This window comes from Palleronia salina (genome assembly GCF_900141995.1).
Classification (GTDB): Bacteria; Pseudomonadota; Alphaproteobacteria; order Rhodobacterales; family Rhodobacteraceae; genus Palleronia; species Palleronia salina.
On sequence record NZ_FQZA01000013.1, the window covers coordinates 53304 to 76427 of the forward strand.

Here is a 23124-nt window from a genome sequence, read left to right on the forward strand (position 1 = left end):
CTGAAAAGGACCGGGAGTCCTCGGCGCGGCCGGGCGCAAACAATTATAAAACAACGATATCAACCGGGAGAAAGCGATGAAACTGAAGGCAATTCTGATGGGCGCCGCAGCGGGCGCCGTCTCCATGACGACATTCGCGGCCCACGCGGCCGAGCATTCCGAAGGCATCACCGTGGCCTACTTCCTCGAGTGGCCGATGCCTTTCCAGTACGCGAAGGAAATGGGCACCTACGAGGAAGAAATGGGCGTGCCGATCAACTGGGTCAGCTTCGACACCGGAACGGCGATGTCCGCCGCCATGGCGTCGGGCGACGTGCAGATCTCGGTCAGCCAGGGTGTGCCCCCCTTCGTCGTCGCGGCGAGCGCGGGCCAGGACATCCAGATCATCGACGTGGCCGTCAGCTATTCCGACAACGACAACTGCGTGGTCGCCACGGCACTGGAAATCGACAAGGACACCGCCGGTGACCTGGAGGGCAAGAAGGTGGCCGTGCCGCTGGGCACCGCCGCGCATTACGGCTTCCTCAAGCAGATGGACCATTTCGGCGTCGATCCCGCCTCGATGGAGATCGTCGACATGGCCCCCGCCGAGGGCGCGGCCGCGCTCGCGCAGGGCAGCCTCGACATGGCCTGCGGCTGGGGCGGTGCGCTGCGCCGCATGAAGGAGTCGGGCAATGTGCTGCTGACCGGCGCCGAGAAGGAAGAGCTGGGCATCCTCGTTTTCGACGTGACCAGCGCGCCCGCCGATTTCGTGGCCGAGAACCCGGACATGGTGGCGTCCTTCCTCAAGGTGACGGCCGATGCCAACGCCATGTGGAACGCCGGCGAGAACCGCGAGGAGATGCTGGAAGTCATCGCCCGCGACTCGGGCATGGACGTGACCGCCACGGACGAGACGATTTCCACCTTCGTCTTCCCGCCGGTCGACGAGCAGCTGAGCCAGAAATGGCTGGGCGGCGGCGCGCAGGAGTTCATGAACGGCGTGGCCGAAGTGTTCCTGGAAGCCGGCGCCATCGACGAGAAGCGCGACAGCTATGCCAACGCCGTGGCCACCGGGCCGCTGGAAGCCGCGCAAGGCATGTGAGCCTGCGGCGGGCCGGGGGCGAGATCGTGCCCGGCCCGCTTTGCCGAGTATTCAGCGACGGGTCACGTTCAGCCGCGCGCACCCGTCCGGGCCATTTCCCGGCCCGACACTCAAGCCCGGAGCCGCCATGTCCGACCTTGTGATCGACGATGTCTCGATGCGCTTCGATCTGCCCGACGGTGGATCGGTGCAGGCCCTCAAGAACGTGTCCCTGACCCTGAAGCAGGGTGAGATCATGTCCGTTCTCGGCCCGTCGGGCTGCGGCAAGACCACGCTTTTGAACATCCTCGCGGGCTTTCTTGCCCCCACCGAGGGCAAGGTCGTCCTGGGCGACAAGCGCGTGAAGGGCCCGGGGGCGGAACGCGGCATGGTCTTCCAGCAGGGCGCGCTGTTCGAGTGGATGAGCGTGCGCGAGAACGTGGGCTTCGGTCCGGCGATGAAGGGCATGCCCAAGGGTGAGAAACGCGAGATCGTCGATCACCTGCTTGGCGTCGTCGGCCTGGCGCAGTTCAAGGAAAAGGCCGTCTACGAGCTGTCGGGCGGGATGCAGCAGCGCGTGGCCCTGGCCCGTTGCCTGGCGAACGAGCCCGAGGTCATCCTCATGGACGAACCGCTGGGCGCGCTCGACGCGCTGACCCGCGAGAAGATGCAGGGCCTCGTCCTGAAGCTGTGGAAGGAGACCGGCAAGACCGTGATCCTCATCACCCACTCGGTCGAGGAGGCGCTGCTTCTGGGCGAACGGCTGCTGGTCATGGCGCCGCGCCCGGGGCGGATCCACCGTGAATACCGTCTGCCCTTCGCCGATGCGGGCGTCGGCCAGGACCTGCGCGAGGTGAAGAAGATGCCCGAGTTCGGCCAGCGCCGGGAAGAGATCCTGTCGATGATCTGGGAAATGGAAGAAGAGATCATGGGAGGGGCCGCGCAATGACCGCCCTCATCATCGCCGATCTCTGGGGCGAACTGGTGGCGGTCCTGTCCACCCTGTTCTTCGCGCTGCCCTATATCGCGGGCTATATCGGGATCATCCTGCTGACGCTTCTGATCTGGACCGGGATCAAGAAGGTGCTGCGCCCGGCCTCGGACTACACGTCGCTCAAGACCGTGACCTTCGGGGACGAGTCGACCGTCGTGTCGAACTCGGTCGCGTCGGTCGTGTCGGTCGTGCTGATCTTCGTGCTCTGGGCGTCCTTCACCGGCTCGTCCCTGCTGCCGGGGTTCCTGCACGCGCCGGGCCCCTTCGTGGGCACCGGCACCTTCACCTATACGGTCACCACGCCGGACGGCCGCAGCGACGACGCCGAGGTGACGGTGCTCGTCTATCCCCGCGACGACGAGGCGCCGGCCCCCGAGGTGCCGCCCGGCGACGGGTTCGCCAAGAACGACTCGATCGCCATCGCCGAGTATCGCAGCGACCTTTTGCGCGTGGACCAGAACGACGAGATCGGGCGCGACGAAGAGGCCGTCGTCACCCATATCGACGGCAAGGAAATCGCGCCGGGCGAGACGGTGCGCGTGGATTTCGGGACCGTGGCGCTGTCGGGGCGGGGCACACCCAATATCCGTCCTTCGGCTGGTCTGCAGATGGAGCCGATCTGGCTGCCATCGCCCGAAGCGGTCTGGTCCCGCCTGACCGAGATCGCGACGACCGGCTATCGCAACTCGACCCTGGTCGAGCATCTGGGCTACTCGCTCTTCCGGGTGATCGTGGGCTTCACGCTGGGGGCCATGGTCGGCATCCCGCTGGGCTATGCCATGGGCCTGTCGGACTGGTTCCGTGGCTGGTTCGACCCGATCGTCGAGTTCATGCGCCCGGTTCCGCCGCTGGCCCTGATCCCGCTGGTCATCATCTGGGCGGGCATCGGCGAGGTGGGCAAGATCATCCTGCTGTTCCTGGCCGCATTGTGGATCATGGCCATCGGCGCGCGATCCGGCGTGTCGGGCGTGAAGATCAGCAAGGTCCACGCGGCCTATTCGCTGGGGGCGAGCAAGTGGCAGGTTCTGCGCCACGTCATCATCCCCAACTCGCTGCCCGAAATCTTCACCGCGGCCCGCGTCGCCATGGGCGTGTGCTGGGGCACCGTGGTCGCGGCCGAGCTGGTCGCAGCCGAAAAGGGCGCGGGCATGATGATCATGGTGGCCTCCAAGTTCCAGTCCACCGACATCGTCATCATGGGGATCATCCTGATCGGCATCATCGGCTTCGGTATCGACATGCTGATGCGCGCGGCCGAGCGATTCCTCGTCCCATGGAAGGGCCGCGGCTGAGCGTCGTGGCTCAGCCCGTCCCGTCCGTGGCGCCGATCTCGAACCCCTGCGCCCGACAGACCCGGCGCAATTCCGCGTCGAGCGGCGCAAACGCGGGATCGTCGCGTCCCAGGTCGTGTTGCTGCCACAGGTCGCTTTCGACATCGAAAAGCTGAACGCTGCCATCGTGGTAGCGGATCAGCCGGTGGCGGTCCTGCCGGACGGTCGCCCCGTCGTTCGAGAAGCTCGTGATCGCCCGATCCGGATCGCCCGCGCCGCGCAGATAGGGCAGGAGCGACCGGCCATCGCAGCCCTCGATCGGGGCGAGGCCCGCGTAATCGAGGATCGTTGGCCCCACGTCCAGCAACGCCACCGGATCGTCCACCGTGCGCGGCGTGGGGTCGGCTGGATCGAACACGATCAGCGGCACCGCGAGCGATTGCTCGAACAGCGTGAACTTCGAGAACCGGTTGCGGTCGCCCAGGTGATAACCGTGATCCGATAGCACGACCACCAATGTCGAGCCGGCATGCGGCGACGCTTCCAGCGCGTCGAGCACGCGGCCCAGGTGGTAGTCCCCGTGACTGACGGCCGAGAAATAATTGCGAAGGCTCTGCTGCCACCACCCGGTGTTGCCGGCTTCCAGTTGCGGGTTGGGCGGCACGCGGTCCCGGATGAAGGGCTCATCCGGAAATCCGTTCCGGTCCCAGGTCTCGGGGCGCTGGAACCTGTCGGGGTCGTAGAGTTCGCGGAACCGCGCGGGCGTATAGAAGGGGCCGTGGGGGCTGTAGAAGCCGACCTCGCGGTAGAACGGCTGCGCGGCGTCGAACCCCGCCAGGAACGTCGCCGCCGAGGTCGACACCTCGTGGTCGTAGAAACGGTGGTCGTCGGCCGGATCGGTGGCCGCCCAGCCGCCGCGATGACCGCCGAACTTCTGTTTCTCGACGCCCTGCGGGAAATGCATGTCCGGGTCGAACCGTTTCTGGTTGTCGTGGTACAGCGTTTTGTGGTGGCGCCTTCGCAGGGCGCCGTACCCGTGGTGCACCTTGCCGCCGGACGAGTTGAAGTAGCCCGCTTCCTTCAGGCGGAAGGGCCAGAGCGCGCGGTCCGGAACGCGGTCGAAGATACTGGTGCGGTTGTCGAAGATCCCGGTTGTCGCGGGCGACAGTCCCGACATGAAACTGGCCCGCGACGGCCCGCAGATCGGCGCCTGGGCGTACGCGTTGCGGAACACGGTCGCGCGCGCGCACAGCCGGTCGAGGTTCGGGACCTGCAACGGTTCGCCGAAGACATCCCGATAGCGCCAGTAGGCCAGGAGGTCGTCGAACGAGACGAGGAGAACGTTCTTCTTCATGTCCGTCACGTGCGCTGTCTCTCTCTCCCGGACTAAGCAAGATTGATAACCGGGCGGTCGGAGTAAATCCGTCCCGGCGCCGTTGGCTTGCACGGGTCCCGCGCGCTGCTATTCTGCAACGATCCCACGATGCGCGGAACACTCGGAATGACAGGATCCTGCTGCGGCATGGCGGCGGTGAAAAAGCCCCGCGGCAACGGGGCGGCGACGTCCCCGGTCCAGCCCGCGGACGCCGCAACGCGCGCCGCGCTCGCCAAAAAACTAGTCGCGATCCCCGGCGGTTTTTTCGACATGGGGGCGAGACAGTCCCGTTTCCCCGGCGACCACGACGCCCCCCGCCGCCGGGTGAAGCTCGCGCCGTTCCGCATCTCGCATGTGGCCTGCAGCAATGCCCAGTTCGCCCGGTTCGTCGCCGCCACCGGCCATGTCACGCTGGCCGAGGCCGAAGGCTGGTCGTCGGTCTTCGCGGGGCTTCTGGATCGGCCCGACGACTGGCCGCAATCGCCACCCGGCCTGCCGTGGTGGCGGCGCGTGGAGGGGGCGTGCTGGCGCGCACCGCGGGGGCCGGGAAGCGTCGCGCTGGACGATCACCCGGTGGTGCATGTGACGTGGCACGACGCGCAGGCCTATTGCCGCTGGGCCGGGCTTTGCCTGCCGACCGAGGCACAGTGGGAACGCGCGGCGCGCGGCGGGCTCGACCGCCGCAAGTTCCCCTGGGGATCGGAGATGCGCCCCGGCGGCCGTATCGCGATGAACGTTTTCGAGGGGGCATTTCCCGTGCCGGGCCCCGCGGATACCGGCACGGTCCCGGTGACCGCTTTCGCGCCGAACGGCTACGGGCTCTACAATACCTGCGGCAATGTCTGGGAATGGGTGGCCGACCGTTTTGCCGATGCAGCTTTGCCAAAGGGTCCGCTGAGCGATCCGACCGGACCCGACACCGGCCCCGGCCGGGTGCAGCGCGGGGGCTCGTACCTTTGCCACGCGAGCTATTGCGACCGCTACTTCGTTCATTCCCGCACGGCGAACGACCCCGGCAGCCCGACGGGCAACGCGGGGTTTCGGGTCGCGGCCCCGGCCTGAGCCCGCGCTATCGCGTCGCTCTGTCGTTTTCCCGACGCGACCCGTCGAAACCGCGCCTTGGTGCCGGTCCCGACGACGATACGGAGGGCCAAGTATCGTTGAAGGGGCGCTGCCATGAAAACCCACGTGAAAGCACTTGTTGTCGGGGGCGGCGCCGTCGGCGCCTCGATCGCCTATCACCTCGCGAAATACGGCTGGAGCGACGTCGTCCTGCTGGAGCGCGACGAACTGACCAGCGGCTCGACCTGGCACGCGGCGGGCCTGCTGCCCTATTTCAACATGTCCTACGCCACCACGTGGATCCACGACTATTCCATCAAGTTCTACAAGACGCTCGAGGAAGAGACGGGGCTGAACGCGGGCTTCTACGTCGTGGGCAACCTGCGCATGGCGCAAAGCCAGGCGCGCATGGACGAGTACATGCTCTACGCCTCGACGGCCGAGACCGTGGGCGTGCCGTTCGAGTGGATGACGCCCGGCGACATCAAGGACCGCTTCCCCCTGGTCCATACCGACGACCTGGTGGGCGCGATCTATCACCCGACCGACGGCTACATTAACCCCGCCGATGTCACCATGGCGATGGCCAAGGGCGCGCGCCAGCGCGGCGTCACGATCGAGCGGCGCTGGCAGGCCGATGCCTACGAATGGACCGGCAGCGAATGGCGCGTCACCCTGACCAAGATGGTCGAAAAGGGCGGCAACCTGATCCCGTCCGACGAACAGCAGGTCATCACCGCCGAGCACGTGGTCACCGCCACCGGCAACCACGCCCAGCACACGGCGAAACTGCTGGGCATCAAGACCCCGGCCATCCCGGTCGAGCACCAGTTCATCGTGACCGAGCCCGACCCGGCGCTGGTCGCCTGGCGCAAGGAAAACGGCGAGCACCCGGTGCTGCGCGACGCCGACGCCAAGTGGTACGTCCGCGAGGAGCGTGGCGGCTGGATCCTCGGCCCCTACGAGCATGGCGCCCCCGCGCGGTTCAAGTACGGGGTGCCCGACAGCTTCCGCGCCGACCTGTTCCCGCTGGACCTGGAGCGGATCGAGGAGGAATACATGTCCTTCATCCACCGCATCCCCTCCAGCGAAGAGGTCGGTCTGAAGGACGATTTCAACGGCCCCATCTGCTATACCCCCGACGGCAACCCGCTGATCGGTCCGGCGCCGGGTCTGCGCAACATGTGGCTGGCCGAGGGCTTCAGCTTCGGGATCACCGCCGCGGGGGGCGCGGGCAATTACCTCGCGCAGATGATGGTTGAGGGCGAGGCCGAGATCGACATGGCGTCGCTGGATCCCAAGCGCTACGGCGACTGGATGACGACGGAATACGCGGCGGCGAAGAACGAAGAGGCCTATGCCCACGTCTACATCCTCCACCACCCCGACGAGGAGCGCGAGGTCGCGCGGCCGCTGCGCACCGCCCCAAGCTATGACCGGATGGCGGCGCGCGGCGCCCAGTTCGGGCAGGTCGGCGGTTGGGAGCGTCCCAACTACTTCGCCATCGACCCCGAGAGCGGCGAGGTCGCGCGAGACGCGCGGTCGGTCGTCGACTTCTCGGACCACGATGCACGCAGCTTCCGCCGCGGGCGCTGGTGGGATTACGCCCGCGCCGAGGCGCAGGGCCTGCGCGAAGCGGCGGGCCTGATCGACGCCAGCGCCTTCGCCAAGCACGTCGTGCACGGGCCCGGCGCGGCGGCCTTCCTCGACTGGTTCACCACCAACGCGCTGCCCAAGGTGGGCCGGATCAACCTGACCTACGCGCTGACCGCGCACGGCACCACGCGGACCGAGTACACGATCCTGCGCGAGGCGCCCGACCGCTTCACGCTGATCTCGGCCGGGGCCTGGGCCGCCTATGACGGCGACTACCTTATGAAGGCGGTCGAGGATAACGAGGCGCGGTTCGGCCGCATATCGGTCGAGGACTGGACGACGCGCACCGGTGTCTTCGCGCTGGCCGGTCCCAGGTCCCGCGACATCATGCGGGCGCTGATCGCCGATGCCGATCCGGACACGGCCCTGTCGAACAAGCGTTTCCCGTGGCTGTCCCATCGCCGGATCGAACTTGGGATGGTCCCGCTCACCGCCGTGCGCGTGGCCTACACGGGCGAGCTGGGATGGGAGCTGCACCACCCGATCGAGATGCAGAACCACCTGTTCGACCGGCTCATGGACGCGGGCGCCGATCACGGCCTGAAGCTGGTGGGCGCGCGGGCGCAGAACTGGCTGCGGCAGGAGAAGTCCTACCGTGCCTTCGGCAACGAACTCGGCCGCGACGCCACGCCGCTCGAGGCCGGGCTGGACCGCTTCGTCGACCTGTCCAAGGAGTTTCACGGCAAGGACGCCATGGTCGAGACGGGCATCCGCACCAAGTGCGTCACGCTGCTGATCGACGGGCCCGGCGATGCCGACCCGTGGGGGCGCGAGGCGCTGCTGCATGACGGCACCAAGGTGGGGCGCCTGACCTCGGGCGGCTATTCGGTGGCTTTCGGAAAATCCATCGGCATGGGATACGTGCCCGAGGCGCTCGCGACGCCCGGCACCCGTCTGAAGGTCCGGATGTTCCGCGAGCTGTGGGACGCCGAAGTGACCGAGGACAGCCCCTATGACCCCAGCAACGCCCGCATCCGGCAGGACGGCTAGACGGACGGGACTGGCCGCGCTTTTCCTGGCGCTGGCCCTGGTCTCGGCGGGGCTGAGCTGGGGCTGGCGCGACAGCCCGGTGACGTCACGGGCGCAGGACTATGCCCAATCCGTCGCCACCGGGTTGGCGGCGACATACGTCACCTTGCGGGGGCTCAACGCGTTCCTGTCGACAGCGCAGGAGGTCGAGGTCGGCGGATCGCTGTTCGTGCAGGGCACGGTTCAGCCGCTTAAGGTGCTCGAGCCCATCGACGACACGGTCGAACGCATCGCCGGCGTGGTTTTCGCGGTGATGCTCGCGACCGGTGTGCTGGCCGTCGCGCTGGGCCCGGTGGGCGGTGTCGGCCTTGGCATGGTGGCGCTGGCCTGCGCGGTGGCAGGGATTCAGGCCGCCACCCGGCGCGGCGGCGCGGTGCCCCTGCCGGCGCGGGGCTTGCTGACCTACGGGCTGTTCCTTTCGCTGGCGCTGCCGCTGACCTTCGTGGGCGCCGACCTGATGGCCGACGCGATGACGGCCGGCGTCTGGGAGGATCACCAGCGAATCATCGCGGAGATCACCGGCGGGGTCGCCGACCTTGCCGATGCCGAGGCCGCCACCGACCCCGGCTTCCTCGAAAGCCTCACGGCGCCCATGACCTCGATCGCCGATTACCGCGACTTCGCTGCCCGCATCTACGACAACGCCGACCAGCTTCTGGGCAGCTACGTGATGATCCTGGCCGTCTTCGCCTTCAAGATCTTCGTCCTGCCGGCCACCCTGCTGGGCGCGATGTTCCTGGTGGCGCGGCGGGCGGCGCGCAGTGGCGTGTGACGGGCGCGCCATTGCTCGAGAATTGATCGCCTTTCACCACAATTTCCCCTCGCCCTCGCCCATGTCCTTTGCTCTCAATACGACCATGGGTTGTATCCGGGGGCGTAAAATGTCGCGTATCGAGCCGCTTGCCATCACTGAAACCGCACCGCTGACGGGCGTTGCCGGCACCTCCATGCTGCGCACGCCCACGGGCGAACGGCGGGCCGAGAACGTCCAGATCGGCGATCTGATCGTGACACGGCACCACGGGTTGCAACCCGTCAGGTTCATATGGAAACGCACGCTGGCCGAGGCCGTGGGCAAAGACCCTGCCGCCGCGCCCATCCGGATCGCCAAGCGCGCGGTCGGCCCGATGATGCCCAGCGGCCCGCTGGTGCTGGCGCCGGACCAGCCGGTGGTCGTGCCGTCCTACCTTCTGTCGGGGATCGATGGTGTGGGCGGTCTGCTGAAGGCCCGCGCGCTGGCCGGGCACAGCGACGATGTCTGGGTGGACCGCACCATGGACAACGCGACCTTCTACGATTTCGGCTTCGACCGGCACGAGGTGATCTGCGTGTCGGGCCTGCCGGTGGCCAGCTTCCGGCCCGTGGCCGACCGGCTGGCGGTGTTCGACGCCGACATGCGCGACCGCCTGGTGCGGCGGTATCCGCAACTGCGCGAAAAGCGCGATCCGTTCCCGTGCTGCGGCTATGACGAGGCGGGCGAAGACGCCTACATGCCGCGCGCCCACTAGGGGCACGCCCGCGCGACTGCGAGCCCGTCAGTTGCCCTGGGATTGCATCTGCGCCTGCATCATCGCGTTCATCAGGCCCGACTCCTGCATCTTCTGCATCTGCAGGTCGACCATGCCGCAGCTGCGGTTGATCTCGATCGCCCGCTCTTCGGGGAGGGGGGCGGCGAAATTGCTCATCTGCTCTTCCATGGCGGCCATGTCGGCGGCCGGCTGGGCGATGATCTCTTCCATCTGGTCGAAGACTGCCTCCAGGTCCTCTTCCGAGCTTTCGGCCACGTAGGCATCCAGCACGCATTCCGCGCTGGCGCGCATCTCGTCGTCCCAGGCCACGGCCGAGGCCACGTCGAAGTCGGTGCCTTGCAGCATCGCCGAGAACATCTTGACCTGCATCGCTTCGGACAGGCGCTCCATCCGCTCGAGCTGGGTTTCGGCCAGGGCCGGGGTCGCGAGGGTCAGGGACAGGGCGGCAAGAGGAATGAGGCGCATGGACCTTTCTGTGATCAAATCAGACGCTCTACGCCTAACGCGGTCACCGTCTCGCTGTCCAGATCCGGGGTCCGGCCCTGCATCTGCGCAGCCAGCAGACGCGACACGGCCGGTGCCGTCTGGAAGCCGTAGCCGGCCTGTCCCGCCGACCACCAGACGCCCGCCATGCGCGGGTCGGGGCCCACGACCAGCGTGCGGTCGGGCGCGATGGTGCGCAGGCCCGCCCAGGTGGTCAGCGGCTTCGTCACCTCGACCGTCACCGCGTCCTGGTAGCGTGCCAACCCTTCGGCCAGCACCATGTCGTCGGCCCACGCGTCGCCCGGATCGACCGGATCCTCGTCGGCGGGCGACACGATCCAGCGGCCCGCGTCGGGGCGGGCGTACCAGCTTTCGTCCACCTCCTCGACGAAGGGCCAGTCCGTTACGTCCCGCTCGCCCGGCGCGGCCAGCTGCGCCATGGAGCGGCGGTGCGGCTGCAGGCCCAGCGGCGCGAGCCCGGCCATGGCGGCCACCGGGTCGGCCCAGGCCCCGGCGGCGTTCACCACCTCGGGCGCGCGCGCGTCCCCGCCCTGCCAGCTCACGTGCCAGGTGCCGTCGGTGCGGGTCATCCCGTCCACGCGCGCGGCGGTCTCGATCTGCCCGCCATTGGCCAGCAGCCGCCGGCGGTAGTTCTGGATCAGAAGATCGGTATCCAGCTCCCACGCCTGGTTGGTGGTGGCCGCGGCCACCAGCCAGTCGGCATCGAGGATCGGCAGCAGCTTCAGCGCGTCCTCGGGGGCCATGGGCGTCAGGCCCAGCTCGGCCGTGGCGCGGTCCAGGTGATCGGTCTTGGCCTCGGGCGCGACCGACAGGAACGGGCGCGGGCGCAGGACGCCGCCATCGGCGTTCATGTGGTGATCGGCGCTGGCCTCGTTCAGATTCCGCACGACCCGGTTGCCGTAGAAGGGCAGGAACATCGCCGCCGACCGGCCCGAGGCGTGGTAGGCCAGCGACCGTTCGGCCTCGAGCAGCAGGACGCTCGCCTCTCCGGACAGTTCGGCCGCGACCGAGACGCCGGCGATGCCGCCCCCGATGACGATGATGTCGTAGCTCACGCCTCCTCCAGCCGGTCGGTGGCGGGGGGCGGGGTGGGCGACAGCGAACTGATCCGTGCGTAAAGCGCATCGTCCATCTCGAAGGACTTGGCGGCCAGCGACGGTTGCAACTGGTCGACGTCGCGCGCGCTGATGATCGGCGCGGTGACGCCGGGATGCCGGGCGGCCCATGCGACGGCCAGGGTCGCGGGATCCATCCGCATCTGCAACGCGAGCGTGTTCAGGTCGGCGGCGGTGTTGTGCATCCAGTCCTGCGAATAGCGCTTGGAATACATCTCGGACTCGGTGATCCGGCCTTCGCCGCCCGCGCGGTACTTGCCGGTCAGCAGCCCGCCGCCCAGGGGCGAATAGGGCGCGGCGGCGATGCCCTCGGACTGGCACATGGGCAGAAGCTCGACCTCGGCCTGCCGCTTCACCAGGTTGTACATGGGCTGGATCATGTCGATGCGCGTGCCGCAGTCCTTCGCGACGGCCTGCGCCTTCATCACCTGCCACGCGGCGAAGTTGGACACGGCCACGTGCCGGATCTTGCCCGCCTTCTGGATTTCGGCCAGCGCGGCGAAGCTTTCCTCCAGCGGCGTGTCGCCGTCCCAGCGGTGCAGGTAGTAGACGTCGATCATGTCCATCTTCAGCCGCGACAGGGAGTCGTCCACGCTTTTGAGGATGTTGTCGCGCCCCGCGCCGCCCGGGTAGTTGGCCTTGGACGCGATGACCAGCTTGTCCCGTTCCGAGGCGGCGAATTCGCCCAGCCAGGTCTCGGACGTGCCGTCGGTATAGACATGGGCGGTGTCGAAGAAGTTGATGCCAGCCTCGCGGCAGGCCAGGTACATCGCGTGGCTGGCGTCGTGGTCTGCCTTGCCGCCGAACTGCATGGCGCCGAAGCAGAAGGATGAGAGCGGGGTGCCGTCGGGCGCGGTAATATCGGTCATGGCCGCAGAGTGCCAAAGCCCCGTGCCCACGAAAAGCCGAGATCGCGCCCATCAGCCGTTTTTTGCGAACTGGACAGGGCCATGGCGGGGTGCCACGCTCGGGACATGAAATGGGTGGCCCTCGCGGCGATGGTCCTGGCGGTGCAACCCGCCGCAGCCTCGCAGGATTGCACCGAAGACGCGATCATCGTCTTCGATGGCTCGGGCTCCATGTCCGAGATGGGGTTCAACCGGCTCGACACGCCGCGGATCTTCGAGGCGCGCGAGGCCCTGCACCGCATCATTCCGCGGATCGAGCGTCTGCGCCGGCTGGGCCTGACCGTCTATGGCCCCGGCGCGGCGCGCGACGCGTGCGAGAGCGTCACCCACCATTTCCCGCCGACCGCCAGCGCGGGCGCGCGCATCCTGTCGGTGATCGACGAACTGGCCCCGGCGGGCCCCACGCCCCTGACCCGGGCCGTGGCCGAGGCGGCCGAGGCGCTGGACTACACGCGGCGCCCCGCCACGGTCGTTCTGGTGACCGACGGCAAGGAGACCTGCGGCGGCGCCACCTGCCAGTTGGCGGCACACCTGGCGCACGAGGGCGTGGACCTGACCGTGCACGTGATCGGCTTCAAGGTCCGGGCCGAGCATTTCGACTGGGGCAGGGGCGTGAACGTGGGGGCCGAGACCGCCGCGTCGTGCCTGGCCGAGACCACCGGCGGGCAGTACGTGCCGGCCGAAACCGTGGACGACCTGGTCGCCGCCCTGTCGCTGACGCTGGGCTGCCCTGTCTATGGCGCCTCTGGTCCGCTGCAAAGAAAAACCCCGCCCGGGTAAGGGGCGGGGTCGGATCCGTCGCGCGGGGGCGGTGGATCAGTTCGGGATCTCGCCGGTCAGGCCCTCGACGTAGAAATCCATGCCCAGCAGGGTGCCGTCATCCGCAGTTTCACCTTCTTCCAGCCAGACCGAGCCGTCCTGCCGGTTGATCGGGCCGGTGAAGGGATGCATCTCGCCCGCGGCGATGGCGTCGCGGATCTCCAGCGCGCCGGCCTTCACGTCTTCCGGCACCGCGTCCGAGATCTCGCCGATCCCGACCATGCCTTCGGCGATGCCGTGCCAGACCGACTGGCTTTCCCAGGTGCCGTCCATGACCGCGCCCACGCGCTCGATATAGTAGGGCGCCCAGTTGTCGATGATCGAACTCACGCGCGGGAGCGGGGCGTATTCGCTCATGTCCGAGGCCTGGCCGAAGGTGATGATCTGGGTGCCATCGGTGCTGGCCTCGGCGGCGGCGGCCTGCGGCGCGGTCGAGTCGGTGTGCTGCAGGATCACGTCGGCGCCCTGTTCGATCAGCGCCTTGGCGGCATCGGCTTCCTTGGCGGGGTCGAACCAGGTGAAGGCCCAGACGATGTTGAACTCGACCTCGGGGTTAACCTTCTTCGCCGCCAGGTAGGCCGCGTTGATCCCGCGGATGACCTCGGGGATCGGGAAGGACGCGATGTAGCCGATCTTGTTGGTCTCGGTCATGTTGCCGGCGATAAAGCCCTGCACCGCGCGGCCCTCGTAGAAGCGGGCCGAGTAGTTGGCGACGTTCTCGGCCGTCTTGTAGCCGGTCGCGTGCTCGAACTTCACGTCCGGGAACTTCTCGGCCACGTTCATGGTCGGGTCCATGTAGCCGAAGGAGGTGGTGAAGATCAGGTCCGCGCCCGACAGGGCCATCTGGGTCATCACGCGTTCGGCGTCGGCGCCTTCCGGCACGCTTTCCTGGAACACGGTCTCGACCTGGTCGCCGTATTCCTCGACCACGGCCAGGCGGCCCTGCTCGTGTTCGTAGGTCCAGCCGCCATCGCCGACGGGGCCCACGTAGACGAAGCCGACCTTGGTCTTGTCGTCCTGCGCGAAGGCGCCCGTCGTCATCACCAGCGCGGTGGCGGCGGCGCCCAGAAGTGTTCTGCGAAGCATGTCGTTCTCCCTGATGCTTTTTCAGGGCACTTTGATAAAGACCGGGGGCCGAGGCAAGCCATCCGCCGGGGAAACCGGGGCGTTCGCGCCCGATTGCTGCGCAGATGGCGCGAAATTACGCGCCGTGCGAAGCGGCGGGATCAGTGGACGGCGTGGAACTGTTTGCCCAGGTCCGCCGGCGCGCCCAGGCTGCGCCGCGTCCCCCGCGCCGACATGACCACCAGCACCGCGATGGTGATGAGGTAGGGCGACATCGACAGATACTCGACCGGGAGTGCCACACCGGCGGCCTGCAGGTTCAGCTGCAACACGGTGACGCCGCCGAACAGGTAGGCGCCGACCAGCACGCGGCCCGCGCGCCAACTGGCGAAGACCACGATGGCCAGCGCGATCCAGCCCGCGCCCGCCGTCATGCCTTCGGTCCATTGCGGCACGCGCACGAGGCTCAGGTAAGCACCGCCCAGCCCCGCCATCGCGCCGCCGAAGGCGATGGCGGCCAGCCGGATCGCGCGCACCTTCAGCCCCATGGCGTGGGCGGCGTCGTGGCTTTCGCCCACCGCGCGCAGCTTCAGCCCCGCGCGGGTGCGCCGCAGGAAATACCAGATCGCCACGCACAGGATCAGGCTGAGATACACGACCCAGTCGTGACCGAAGACGACGCGCCCGACGAAGGGCAGGTCGCTGAGCGGTCCCAGGTCCAGCCGCGGCGTCGACGGCGGCTTGATGCCCACGTAACCCTGCCCCAGAAGCGATGAAAGCCCCAGCCCGAACAGCGTCAGCGCCAGGCCCGTCGCCACCTGGTTCGACAGGAAGAACTGCGTCAGCACGCCGAAGATCATCGACAACAGCGCCCCGCCCAGCGCGGCGGCGAAGAAGCCCACCACCGGGTTCCCGGTCTCCACCGCGACGGCGAAGCCGCAGATGGCGCCGGTGATCATCATCCCCTCGACACCCAGGTTCAGCACGCCGGATTTCTCGACCACCAGCTCACCCAGGGCGGCCAGCAGGATCGGGGTGGCCGCCACCATCAGCGACGCGACCAGCAGGGTGGGGGAAATGGCGCTCAGGTCCATGGCGTGCTCCGTTGGGTATGGGCGGTCATGGGGCGCTGCCTGCCATCACCGGCGGCGCCAGCGAGCCGAGCGCCAGCCCGGCGATCACGGCCAGAACGACCTGCGCCCAGCCCCGGCGGACCTGCAGAAGCGCCACCGCGATGACCGCCAGCAGCACTCCCAGGATCGCGATGGATTGCGCGTCGCCGGTCTGGATGTTCGCCAGAAGGCCGCTCAGCGCCGCCGGCACCATGGGCGTGGTCAGCGCGCCCAGGAACATGGACACGACGAAGGCAACGGCGGCCACGATAGCCAAGGCGGTGCGGGTGTTCGCGCTCATGCCGACGCCTCCCGACGGCCCAGCCGCACGCGGTAGTTCGTCAGCACGTCCACGGCCAGCAGGAAGAACAGCAGCATCCCCTGGAAGGCCTGGATCGCCGCCGCCGGGATGCCCAGCATGAAGGACGCGAGCTCGCCGCCGATATAGGTCAGCGCCATCAGAAGCCCCGCCAGCGCGATCCCGATGGGGTGCAGCCGGCCCAGGAAGGCCACGATGATCGCGGTGAACCCGTAGCCCACGTTGAAATCGATGCTGATCTGTCCCGCCGGTCCCGTCACCTCGAAAATCCCGGCAAGCCCCGCCAGCGCGCCCGAGATGCCGAGGCACAGCACCACCAGCCGTGTCGGCTCGACCCCGGCGAAGCGGGCGGCGCGCGGCGCCTGTCCCGCCAGGCGGATGTGGAACCCGGTCAGGTGCCGGTTCAGCAGGATGTAGGCGAAGATCACCGCGATGAAGGCCGCGACGACGCCCCAGTGCATCCCGGTATTGGCGATCAGCTCGGGGTTCGCGGCCGAGTCCCACTGGCTCAGGTTTCGCGAGCCCGGAAAGCCGCCGCCCTCGGGGTTCCTGAGCCGCCCCACCGCCATCGAGGCCAGCAGGTTCTCGGCCACGTAGACCAGCAGAAGCGACACGAGGATCTCGTTGGTGTTGAACCGCGTCTTCAGGATCGCCGGGATCATCGCCCAGGCCCAGCCGCCCAGCGCGCCCACGATGACCATCAGCGGGAAGATCATCCGCGTGTCGGCGGGATAGAGCGCCAGCCCCACCGCCGCGCCCGTCAACGCGCCGATGATGTATTGCCCCTCTGCCCCGATATTCCAGACCCCCGCGCGGAACCCCAGCGCCAGGCCGGTGGCGATCAGGATCAGTGGCCCCGCCTTCACCAGCAGTTGCGGGCGCGAATAGGCCGCGAATTGCGGATCGAACAGCGGGTCGTAGAAGATCGTGCGGATGGCCGCGACCGGGTCCTTGCCCAGCGCGGCGAACATCAGCCCGCCCGCGATCACGGTCAGCGCCACCGCCAGGAACGGCGTGGCATAGGTCCAGACCCGCGACGGGGTGGGCCGTTTTTCCAGGCTGATCATTCCGCGGCCTCCATGTCGTGGGCCCCGCCCAGCATCAGGCCGATCCGCTTCACGTCCAGCGTCGCGGCGGGGACAGGCGCGCTCAGCCGTCCCTCGTTCAGGGCCGCGAACCGGTCCGAGATTTCCATCAGCTCGTCCAGGTCCTGGCTGATGACGATGACGCCCGCGCCGGCCTCGGCCAGGTCCAGCAGCGCCTGCCGGATCGCGGCGGCGGCGGCGGCGTCGACCCCCCAGGTGGGCTGGTTCACGACCAGCACGGTGGGGCCTTGCAGCACCTCGCGCCCGATGACGAATTTCTGCAGGTTGCCGCCCGACAGTGCCCGCGCCGCGGTGCCTTCGCCGGGGGTGCGCACGTCGAAGGCGGCGATGATGTCGCGCGCGAAGCCCGCCGCCCCGCGCCAGTCGATGAAGCCGCGCCCGGTCAGGCCCTTGCGGCCGTGCCCGGTCAGCAGCGCGTTTTCCGTCAGGCTCATGTCGGGCGCCGCGGCGTGGCCCAACCGCTCCTCGGGCGCCGACAAAAGGCCGGCCTTGCGCCGCGCCTCGGGACCCGCGCGCGACAGGTCGCTGCCGTCCAGCGTCACGGTGCCGCGCGGGCTCAGTCGTTCGCCCGACAGTGCGGCCAGCAATTCGTCCTGCCCGTTGCCCGCGACCCCGCCGATGCCCAGAACCTCGCCGCGGGCCAGCGTGATCTGGATGTCGCGCAACGGCGTGCCGAAGGCATGGGCGGGCGGCAGGCTCAGGTTCTCGACCGTCAGCAGCGTGTCGCCCGGGGTGTGTGCGGGGCGCGCGGGGCTGGACAGGGTGCTGCCCACCATCTGCTCGGCCAGTTCGCGCGCCGAGGTCTCGCGCGGGTCGCAGCGGCCCACCACCTTGCCCAGGCGAAGGATCGTGGCGGCGTCGCACAGGCTGCGGATCTCTTCCAGCTTGTGGCTGATATACAGGATCGCGGTGCCCTCGGCCGCCAGCTTGCGCAGGGTGGCGAACAGGATCTCGACCTCCTGCGGGGTCAGGACGGACGTGGGTTCGTCCATGATCAGAAGGCGCGGATCCTGCAGCAGGCAGCGCACGATCTCGACCCGCTGCCGCTCGCCTGCGCTCAGGTCGCCCACGATCCGGTCGGGGTCCAGCGGCAGGCCGTAGGCATCGCTCACCTCGCGGATGCGGGCGGCCAGGTCGCGCATGGGCGGCGGGTCGGTCATGCCCAGCGCGATGTTCTCGGCCACGTCCAGCGCATCGAACAGGCTGAAATGCTGGAACACCATGGCGACGCCGGCATCGCGGGCCTGCAGCGGGGTGGCCGGCGCGTGTGGCTGTCCCGCGATCTCCATCCGGCCCGAGTCGGGCGTGACGAGACCGTAGATCATCTTCACCAGCGTCGACTTGCCCGCGCCGTTCTCGCCCAGCAGGGCATGGATCTGCCCCTTGCCGATCTCGAAGGACACGTCGTCATTGGCGACCACGCCGGGATAGGCCTTGGTCAGCCCCTGTATCGACAACAGCGGCGCGGTCACGACGCGGCCCGGATGTCGCGGTATGCCAGCAATGCGTCGACGGTGCCTCGGGCGATGTCCATGGGCGCCTTTCCCAGAGATTTGTCACCAATCGGGCAGGTGATCGCGCCGGGGTCAAGCCCCATGCTGCGCAGCCGTTTCGAGAAGCGCGCCCACTTGGTGTCCGACCCGATCAGCCCGATCCCAGCCGCGCCCCGCCGCAGCAGCGCGGCGCAGAGCGCAAGGTCGATGTCGTGGCTGTAGGTGAAGACCAGGTGCCGCGCCGACCGCGGGGCGCGAACCGCCAGCCGCGGCATGTCCGCCGCCGGGACCACGTCGACGTGGCGCGGTGCGGGATCGGGGAAGCGGGACCTGTCGGCATCGATCCAGGTGACGTCGAAGGCCGCCGGGGGCAGGGCGGCCACCACCGCGCGGCCCACGTGCCCCGCGCCCCAGATCCACAGCGCGGGCGCCCCGGCGGCGGGTGCGGCGCGCTCGGGGAAGACCGGCACCGGGTCCACGGGCCGCGGCGCGCGGCCGAAGCCCAGAGTGACGGCGCCGCCGCAGCATTGCCCCAGCCCCGGGCCCAGCGGGAAGGTCCGCGTCGCGGTGTCGGTGCCGTCGCGCAGCATGTCGCGCGCGATGGCGATGGCGCGGTGCTCCAGCGTGCCGCCGCCGATCGTGCCCTCGGCCCCGGTCTCGGTCACGCGCATGGCGGCGCCCGCGTCGCGCGGCGCCGAGCCACTGGCGCGCAGGACCTCGACCCAGACGGCGCTCATCCGCGGGCCCTCCGAACGGCGGCCAGCACGCGCTCGGCCGTCGCCGGCGCGTCCAGCGCGGGGTAGTGCGGGCCGCACGCCGCAACGGCGTCCGACAGCGCGAGGAACGGTGCGATGCCCAGCATGAAGGGCGGCTCGCCCACGGCCTTCGAGCGATAGATCGTCGGCGCGGCATTGGCACCGTCCCACAGTGCGACGTTGAAGATCTCGGGCCGGTCCGAGGCGGCGGGAATCTTGTAGGTGGCGGGCGCGTGGGTGCGCAGCCGGCCGTGATCGTCCCAGACCAGCTCCTCGGTGGTCAGCCACCCGGCCCCCTGCACGAAGCCGCCCTCGATCTGGCCGATGTCGATGGCCGGGTTCAGCGACCGCCCCGCGTCATGCAGGATATCGACACGCAGGATGCGGTTCTCGCCCGTGCGGGTGTCGATCACCACCTCGGCCACCGCCGCGCCATGGGCGAAATAGTAGAAGGGCCGCCCGCGCCCGCGAATGCGGTCCCACTCGATATCGGGCGTCTTGTAGAACCCCGTGGCCGACAGGCTGACGCGGCCCTGGTAGGCCAACTGAACCGCCTTGGCGAAGGTCAGCCGCTCGGCGCCGACCTGCACGTGTCCATCCTCGAACACGACCGCCGCGGCCGAGCACTGGTGCAGGTCCGACAGGAAGCCCGCGATTCGGTCGCGGATCGTGTCGCAGGCCACCTTGACCGCCATCCCGTTCAGGTCGGCCCCCGAAGACGCGGCGGTGGCTGAGGTATTGGGTACCTTCCCGGTATCCGTCGCGGTGATCTTCACCTGGTCCAGCGCGATCCCGAACCGGTCGGCCGCGACCTGCGCCACCTTCTGGTAAAGCCCCTGTCCCATCTCGGTGCCGCCATGGTTCAGGTGGACCGAGCCGTCCTGGTAGACATGCACCAGCGCGCCGGCCTGGTTCAGGTGCGTCAGCGTGAACGAGATCCCGAATTTCACGGGGGTGAACGCGATCCCCTTCTTCAGGACGTCGTGGGCCGCGTTCCAGTCGGCCACCGCCGCGCGGCGCGCGTGGTACTCGGCCTCGTCCAACAGCCTCTCGGTCATGCGGCCGAGGATGAAGTCGGTGACCGGCATGTGATAGGGCGTCGTCTGGTCGCCCGGCGCCGCGCGGCCCGCCACTGGCGCGGTCATTGCCACGTCCGCGCCCCGGCTGGCCGCATCGCCATCACCGCGGATCGGCACCTCGCCCGCCAGCGCGCTGTCCCCCGTCTTCATCTTTCCCGAAATACCTCCGGGGGGTCCGGGGGGCTGGCCCCCCGGTCTTGCGCCTTCGACCGGCGCATCGGCGTAGTAGTTCGCCCGACGGACCCGCAGCGGGTCGATCCCCAGATGATGGGCGATGTGATCCATCACCCGCTCGATCCCGAGCATGCCCTGCGGCCCGCCGAAGCCGCGAAAGGCCGTGGCGCTCTGGGTGTTGGTCTTCAGCCGGTGCGAGGTGATGGTCACGTCGCGCAGGTGATAGGCGTTGTCGGCGTGCAGCATGGCGCGGTCGGCCACCGGCAGGGACAGGTCCTGTGCCCAGCCGCAGCGCGCGTATTGCGTGAAGTCCAGCCCGTCGATCACGCCATGATCGTCGAAGCCTACCTCGTAATCGATGCGGAAATCGTGGCGCTTGCCGGTGATGATCATGTCGTCGTCGCGGTCGTAACGCATCTTGCAGGGCCGCCCGGTGGCGGCGGCGGCCACGGCCGCGGCCACGGCCAGCGCGTTGCCCTGGCTTTCCTTGCCACCGAAACCGCCGCCCATGCGCCGCACCTCGCAGCGCACGGCGGCCATGGGCAGACCCAGCGCCTCGGCCACCTTGTGCTGGATCTCGGTCGGGTGCTGCGACGACGACTGGACCACCATGTCGCCGCCCTCGCCGGGGATCGCCAGGGCGGCCTGCCCCTCGAGGTAGAAATGCTCCTGCCCGCCCATCTCGATCCGGCCGGTCAGGCGGTGGGCCGCCCGCGACAGGGCCGCCCCACTGTCGCCCTTGGCGTAGATGCGGGGCCCGTCCTCGAACCGGCTGCCGGCGGCCAGCGCGTCCTCGAAGGTAAGCAGCGCGGGCCGCGCCGCGATCTCGACCCGGCCCAGCCGCGCGGCCTTGCGGGCGGCCAGGTGGCTGGTGGCGGCGACGGCGAAGATCGGCTGACCCACGTAATGCACGGTGCCGGCGGCCAGCAGCGGCTCGTCATGGGCGGCGGGCGCCACGTCGTTGGCGAAGGGCAGGTCGGCGGCGGTCAGCACCGCGACCACGCCGGGGGCCGCGCGCACGGCGTCGAGATCCATGGCGGTGATCTCGCCATGGGCGGTGTCCGACAGCCCGAACGCCAGGTGCAGGCAGTTCGCGGGCGTCGGGATGTCGTCGATGTATCGCGCGGCGCCGGTGACGTGCTGCCGCGCGCTGTCGTGGGGCAGGGGCTTCGCGACGCTCATGCCCGCACCTCCAGCACCGAGCCTTGCCGCGCGTCGGACCCGTCGAGTCTCGCGAGAAGGCCGCGCGCGGCCTCTAGCCTGTAGGCCGCCGAGGCGCGCATGTCAGACATGGGCGTGAAATCCTGTTCCAGCGCGTCCTGCGCGGCGGCGATCCCGTCGGAGATCAGCGCCGCCTCGGCCCGCGCCGCCCGCCTGGGCGTGCCGGCCATCCCGCCGAAGGCCAGCCGCGCGGTCGTGATCCGCGCGCCGTCGCGTTCGATGTAGAAACACCCGCAGACCGCCGAGATGTCCTGGTCGAACCGCTTGGAAATCTTGTGGAACTGCGCCGCGCCCGGCCCGCGCGGGACGGTGACGGCCTCGACGAATTCGCCGGGGGCGCGGTCCTGCTTGCCGTAGTCGAGGAAGAAATCCTGAAGCGCGATCTCGCGCCGCACGTCCCCCTTGCGCAGGTGCAGCCGCGCGCCCAGCGCGATCAGCGCGGGCGAGCCGTCGCCGATGGGCGAGCCGTTGGCGATGTTGCCGCCGATGGTCGCGGCATTGCGAACCTGCTGCGAGCCGTAGCGGCGCAGAAGCTCGCCCAGGCCGGGCCAGATCGGCGCCAGCGCCTCGCGCATCGCGGCGATGGTCACGCCGGCGCCCAGCCGCACGGCGTCGTCGGTGATCTCGATTCGCTGCATCTCGCCGATGCCGTTCAGAAACGCCACCGGGCCGAGGTCGCGCAGGCCCTTGGTCACCCACAGCCCCACGTCGGTGGCCCCGGCGACGAGCGTCGCTTCGGGGGTCTCGGCGTACCATTCGGCGAGCTCGTCCAGTGTCGACGGGCGGACGCCCTCCTGCGCCCATCCCGCGTCGCCCGCGCCCGAGGCGCCGGTTGCGGCCAGGGCCGCGGTATGGCCCCAGGCCGCGCCGACGGCGGCGTGGGAGCGGGGGCTCCGCCCCCCGCCGCCCGTGGCGGCGTCCCCCGAGGTACTTGGGGAAAGATGAAGGGGAGTGTCGCGCATGTGATCGGGGACCGGCGCGGTTTCGGCCGCGCGGGCGGCGCGCAGGATCGGGGCGTAGCCGGTGCAGCGGCAGAGATTGCCCGCCAGCTGGTCGTCGTGGTCGGTGGCGCCGGTCAGGTGGGCGCAGGCCATGGCGGTCACGAAGCCGGGCGTGCAGAAGCCGCATTGCGACCCGTGATGGTCGATCATCGCCTGCTGCACCGGGTGCAGCGTGCCGTCCGGCGCGCTCAGCCCCTCGACCGTGCGGACCGCCGCGCCGTCCAGCTGACCCATGAAGAGGATGCAGGCATTCAGCGTGCGCGGCCCGTCGGCATCCGTGACGATGACCGTGCATGCGCCGCAGTCGCCTTCGTTGCAGCCCTCTTTCGTGCCGGTCAGCCCGCGACCGTCGCGCAGCCAGTCCAGCAGGGTGGTGGTCGGGGCCGTGTCGACCGTGACCGCGTCTCCGTTCAGGCGGAAGGAGATATTCATGTGATGTGTCCGCCGCGTTACCGTCCTACCTGGCGCGAAAGC

20 protein-coding genes are annotated in these 23124 nt (G+C 69.1%); 8 read left to right on the plus strand and 12 right to left on the minus strand.

The window, feature by feature from the left end:
* The first annotated feature begins 76 nt into the window (after nucleotides 1-76).
* The 3 genes from BUB76_RS15035 (at nucleotide 77) to BUB76_RS15045 (ending at nucleotide 3349) form a co-directional block, all read left to right on the plus strand.
* On the plus strand, nucleotides 77-1084 hold the full coding sequence (locus BUB76_RS15035) for a taurine ABC transporter substrate-binding protein (protein WP_073129617.1): 1008 nt from the start codon (nucleotides 77-79) through the stop codon (nucleotides 1082-1084).
* A 127-nt stretch (nucleotides 1085-1211) separates the two neighbouring features.
* Complete coding sequence (locus tag BUB76_RS15040) at nucleotides 1212-2012, plus strand: taurine ABC transporter ATP-binding protein (RefSeq protein ID WP_073129618.1); 801 nt, start codon at nucleotides 1212-1214, stop codon at nucleotides 2010-2012.
* Entirely contained in the window at nucleotides 2009-3349 is a 1341-nt protein-coding gene (locus BUB76_RS15045; protein WP_084140696.1) for an ABC transporter permease, read from the plus strand. Before BUB76_RS15040 ends, BUB76_RS15045 begins: the two co-directional genes overlap by 4 nt.
* Nucleotides 3350-3359: 10 nt before the next feature.
* Here the strand turns inward: BUB76_RS15045 and BUB76_RS15050 are convergent, their stop codons facing one another.
* Nucleotides 3360-4682 (minus strand): sulfatase-like hydrolase/transferase, encoded by a 1323-nt coding sequence (locus BUB76_RS15050; RefSeq protein WP_073129619.1) that lies wholly within the window; start codon nucleotides 4680-4682, stop codon nucleotides 3360-3362.
* A 147-nt stretch (nucleotides 4683-4829) separates the two neighbouring features.
* On the opposite strand from BUB76_RS15050, the gene BUB76_RS15055 reads away from it, so the two are divergent.
* The 4 genes from BUB76_RS15055 (at nucleotide 4830) to BUB76_RS15070 (ending at nucleotide 9958) form a co-directional block, all read left to right on the plus strand.
* Complete coding sequence (locus BUB76_RS15055) at nucleotides 4830-5765, plus strand: formylglycine-generating enzyme family protein (protein WP_084140697.1); 936 nt, start codon at nucleotides 4830-4832, stop codon at nucleotides 5763-5765.
* 114 nt (nucleotides 5766-5879) lie between these two features.
* Nucleotides 5880-8411 carry a GcvT family protein gene (locus BUB76_RS15060; RefSeq protein WP_073129621.1) on the plus strand — a complete coding sequence of 844 codons (2532 nt, stop codon included), beginning with the start codon at nucleotides 5880-5882 and terminating at the stop codon, nucleotides 8409-8411.
* The gene (locus BUB76_RS15065) at nucleotides 8374-9222 is read left to right on the plus strand and encodes a hypothetical protein (RefSeq protein ID WP_073129622.1); all 849 of its coding nucleotides are present in this window, start codon (nucleotides 8374-8376) and stop codon (nucleotides 9220-9222) included. Before BUB76_RS15060 ends, BUB76_RS15065 begins: the two co-directional genes overlap by 38 nt.
* A gap of 109 nt (nucleotides 9223-9331) precedes the next feature.
* Nucleotides 9332-9958 carry a Hint domain-containing protein gene (locus BUB76_RS15070; RefSeq protein ID WP_073129623.1) on the plus strand — a complete coding sequence of 209 codons (627 nt, stop codon included), beginning with the start codon at nucleotides 9332-9334 and terminating at the stop codon, nucleotides 9956-9958.
* 27 nt (nucleotides 9959-9985) lie between these two features.
* On the opposite strand, the gene BUB76_RS15075 is transcribed toward BUB76_RS15070, so the two are convergent.
* Genes BUB76_RS15075 through BUB76_RS15085 form a run of 3 tightly spaced genes read right to left on the minus strand, consistent with a single transcriptional unit; the run spans nucleotide 9986 to nucleotide 12467 of the window.
* Nucleotides 9986-10444, minus strand: coding sequence for a hypothetical protein (locus tag BUB76_RS15075; protein WP_073129624.1), 459 nt, complete (start codon nucleotides 10442-10444; stop codon nucleotides 9986-9988).
* A 14-nt stretch (nucleotides 10445-10458) separates the two neighbouring features.
* Nucleotides 10459-11538: an NAD(P)/FAD-dependent oxidoreductase gene (locus BUB76_RS15080; RefSeq protein WP_073129625.1), complete on the minus strand. Its 1080-nt coding sequence runs from the start codon at nucleotides 11536-11538 to the stop codon at nucleotides 10459-10461.
* The gene (locus BUB76_RS15085) at nucleotides 11535-12467 is read right to left on the minus strand and encodes an aldo/keto reductase (RefSeq protein ID WP_073129626.1); all 933 of its coding nucleotides are present in this window, start codon (nucleotides 12465-12467) and stop codon (nucleotides 11535-11537) included. The genes BUB76_RS15080 and BUB76_RS15085 overlap by 4 nt, the downstream gene beginning before the upstream one ends.
* 105 nt (nucleotides 12468-12572) lie before the next feature.
* Here BUB76_RS15085 and BUB76_RS15090 point away from each other — a divergent pair, with 105 nt between their 5' ends.
* On the plus strand, nucleotides 12573-13286 hold the full coding sequence (locus tag BUB76_RS15090; protein ID WP_073129627.1) for a vWA domain-containing protein: 714 nt from the start codon (nucleotides 12573-12575) through the stop codon (nucleotides 13284-13286).
* A 36-nt stretch (nucleotides 13287-13322) separates the two neighbouring features.
* Here the strand turns inward: BUB76_RS15090 and BUB76_RS15095 are convergent, their stop codons facing one another.
* From BUB76_RS15095 to xdhA, 8 genes are all read right to left on the minus strand, one after another.
* Nucleotides 13323-14411, minus strand: a complete 1089-nt coding sequence (locus BUB76_RS15095; RefSeq protein ID WP_073129628.1) for a BMP family ABC transporter substrate-binding protein — start codon at nucleotides 14409-14411, stop codon at nucleotides 13323-13325.
* 140 nt (nucleotides 14412-14551) lie between these two features.
* Complete coding sequence (locus BUB76_RS15100) at nucleotides 14552-15484, minus strand: ABC transporter permease (RefSeq protein ID WP_073129629.1); 933 nt, start codon at nucleotides 15482-15484, stop codon at nucleotides 14552-14554.
* A gap of 25 nt (nucleotides 15485-15509) precedes the next feature.
* Nucleotides 15510-15803, minus strand: a complete 294-nt coding sequence (locus tag BUB76_RS15105) for a hypothetical protein (protein ID WP_073129630.1) — start codon at nucleotides 15801-15803, stop codon at nucleotides 15510-15512.
* Entirely contained in the window at nucleotides 15800-16888 is a 1089-nt protein-coding gene (locus BUB76_RS15110; RefSeq protein ID WP_073129631.1) for an ABC transporter permease, read from the minus strand. The genes BUB76_RS15105 and BUB76_RS15110 overlap by 4 nt, the downstream gene beginning before the upstream one ends.
* Nucleotides 16885-18399, minus strand: coding sequence for an ABC transporter ATP-binding protein (locus BUB76_RS15115; protein ID WP_073129632.1), 1515 nt, complete (start codon nucleotides 18397-18399; stop codon nucleotides 16885-16887). Before BUB76_RS15115 ends, BUB76_RS15110 begins: the two co-directional genes overlap by 4 nt.
* Complete coding sequence (gene xdhC / locus BUB76_RS15120) at nucleotides 18396-19157, minus strand: xanthine dehydrogenase accessory protein XdhC (protein WP_073129633.1); 762 nt, start codon at nucleotides 19155-19157, stop codon at nucleotides 18396-18398. The genes BUB76_RS15115 and xdhC overlap by 4 nt, the downstream gene beginning before the upstream one ends.
* On the minus strand, nucleotides 19154-21610 hold the full coding sequence (locus BUB76_RS15125; protein WP_073129634.1) for a xanthine dehydrogenase molybdopterin binding subunit: 2457 nt from the start codon (nucleotides 21608-21610) through the stop codon (nucleotides 19154-19156). The genes xdhC and BUB76_RS15125 overlap by 4 nt, the downstream gene beginning before the upstream one ends.
* Complete coding sequence (gene xdhA / locus BUB76_RS15130) at nucleotides 21607-23082, minus strand: xanthine dehydrogenase small subunit (RefSeq protein ID WP_073129635.1); 1476 nt, start codon at nucleotides 23080-23082, stop codon at nucleotides 21607-21609. The genes BUB76_RS15125 and xdhA overlap by 4 nt, the downstream gene beginning before the upstream one ends.
* Nucleotides 23083-23124 lie beyond the last annotated feature (42 nt).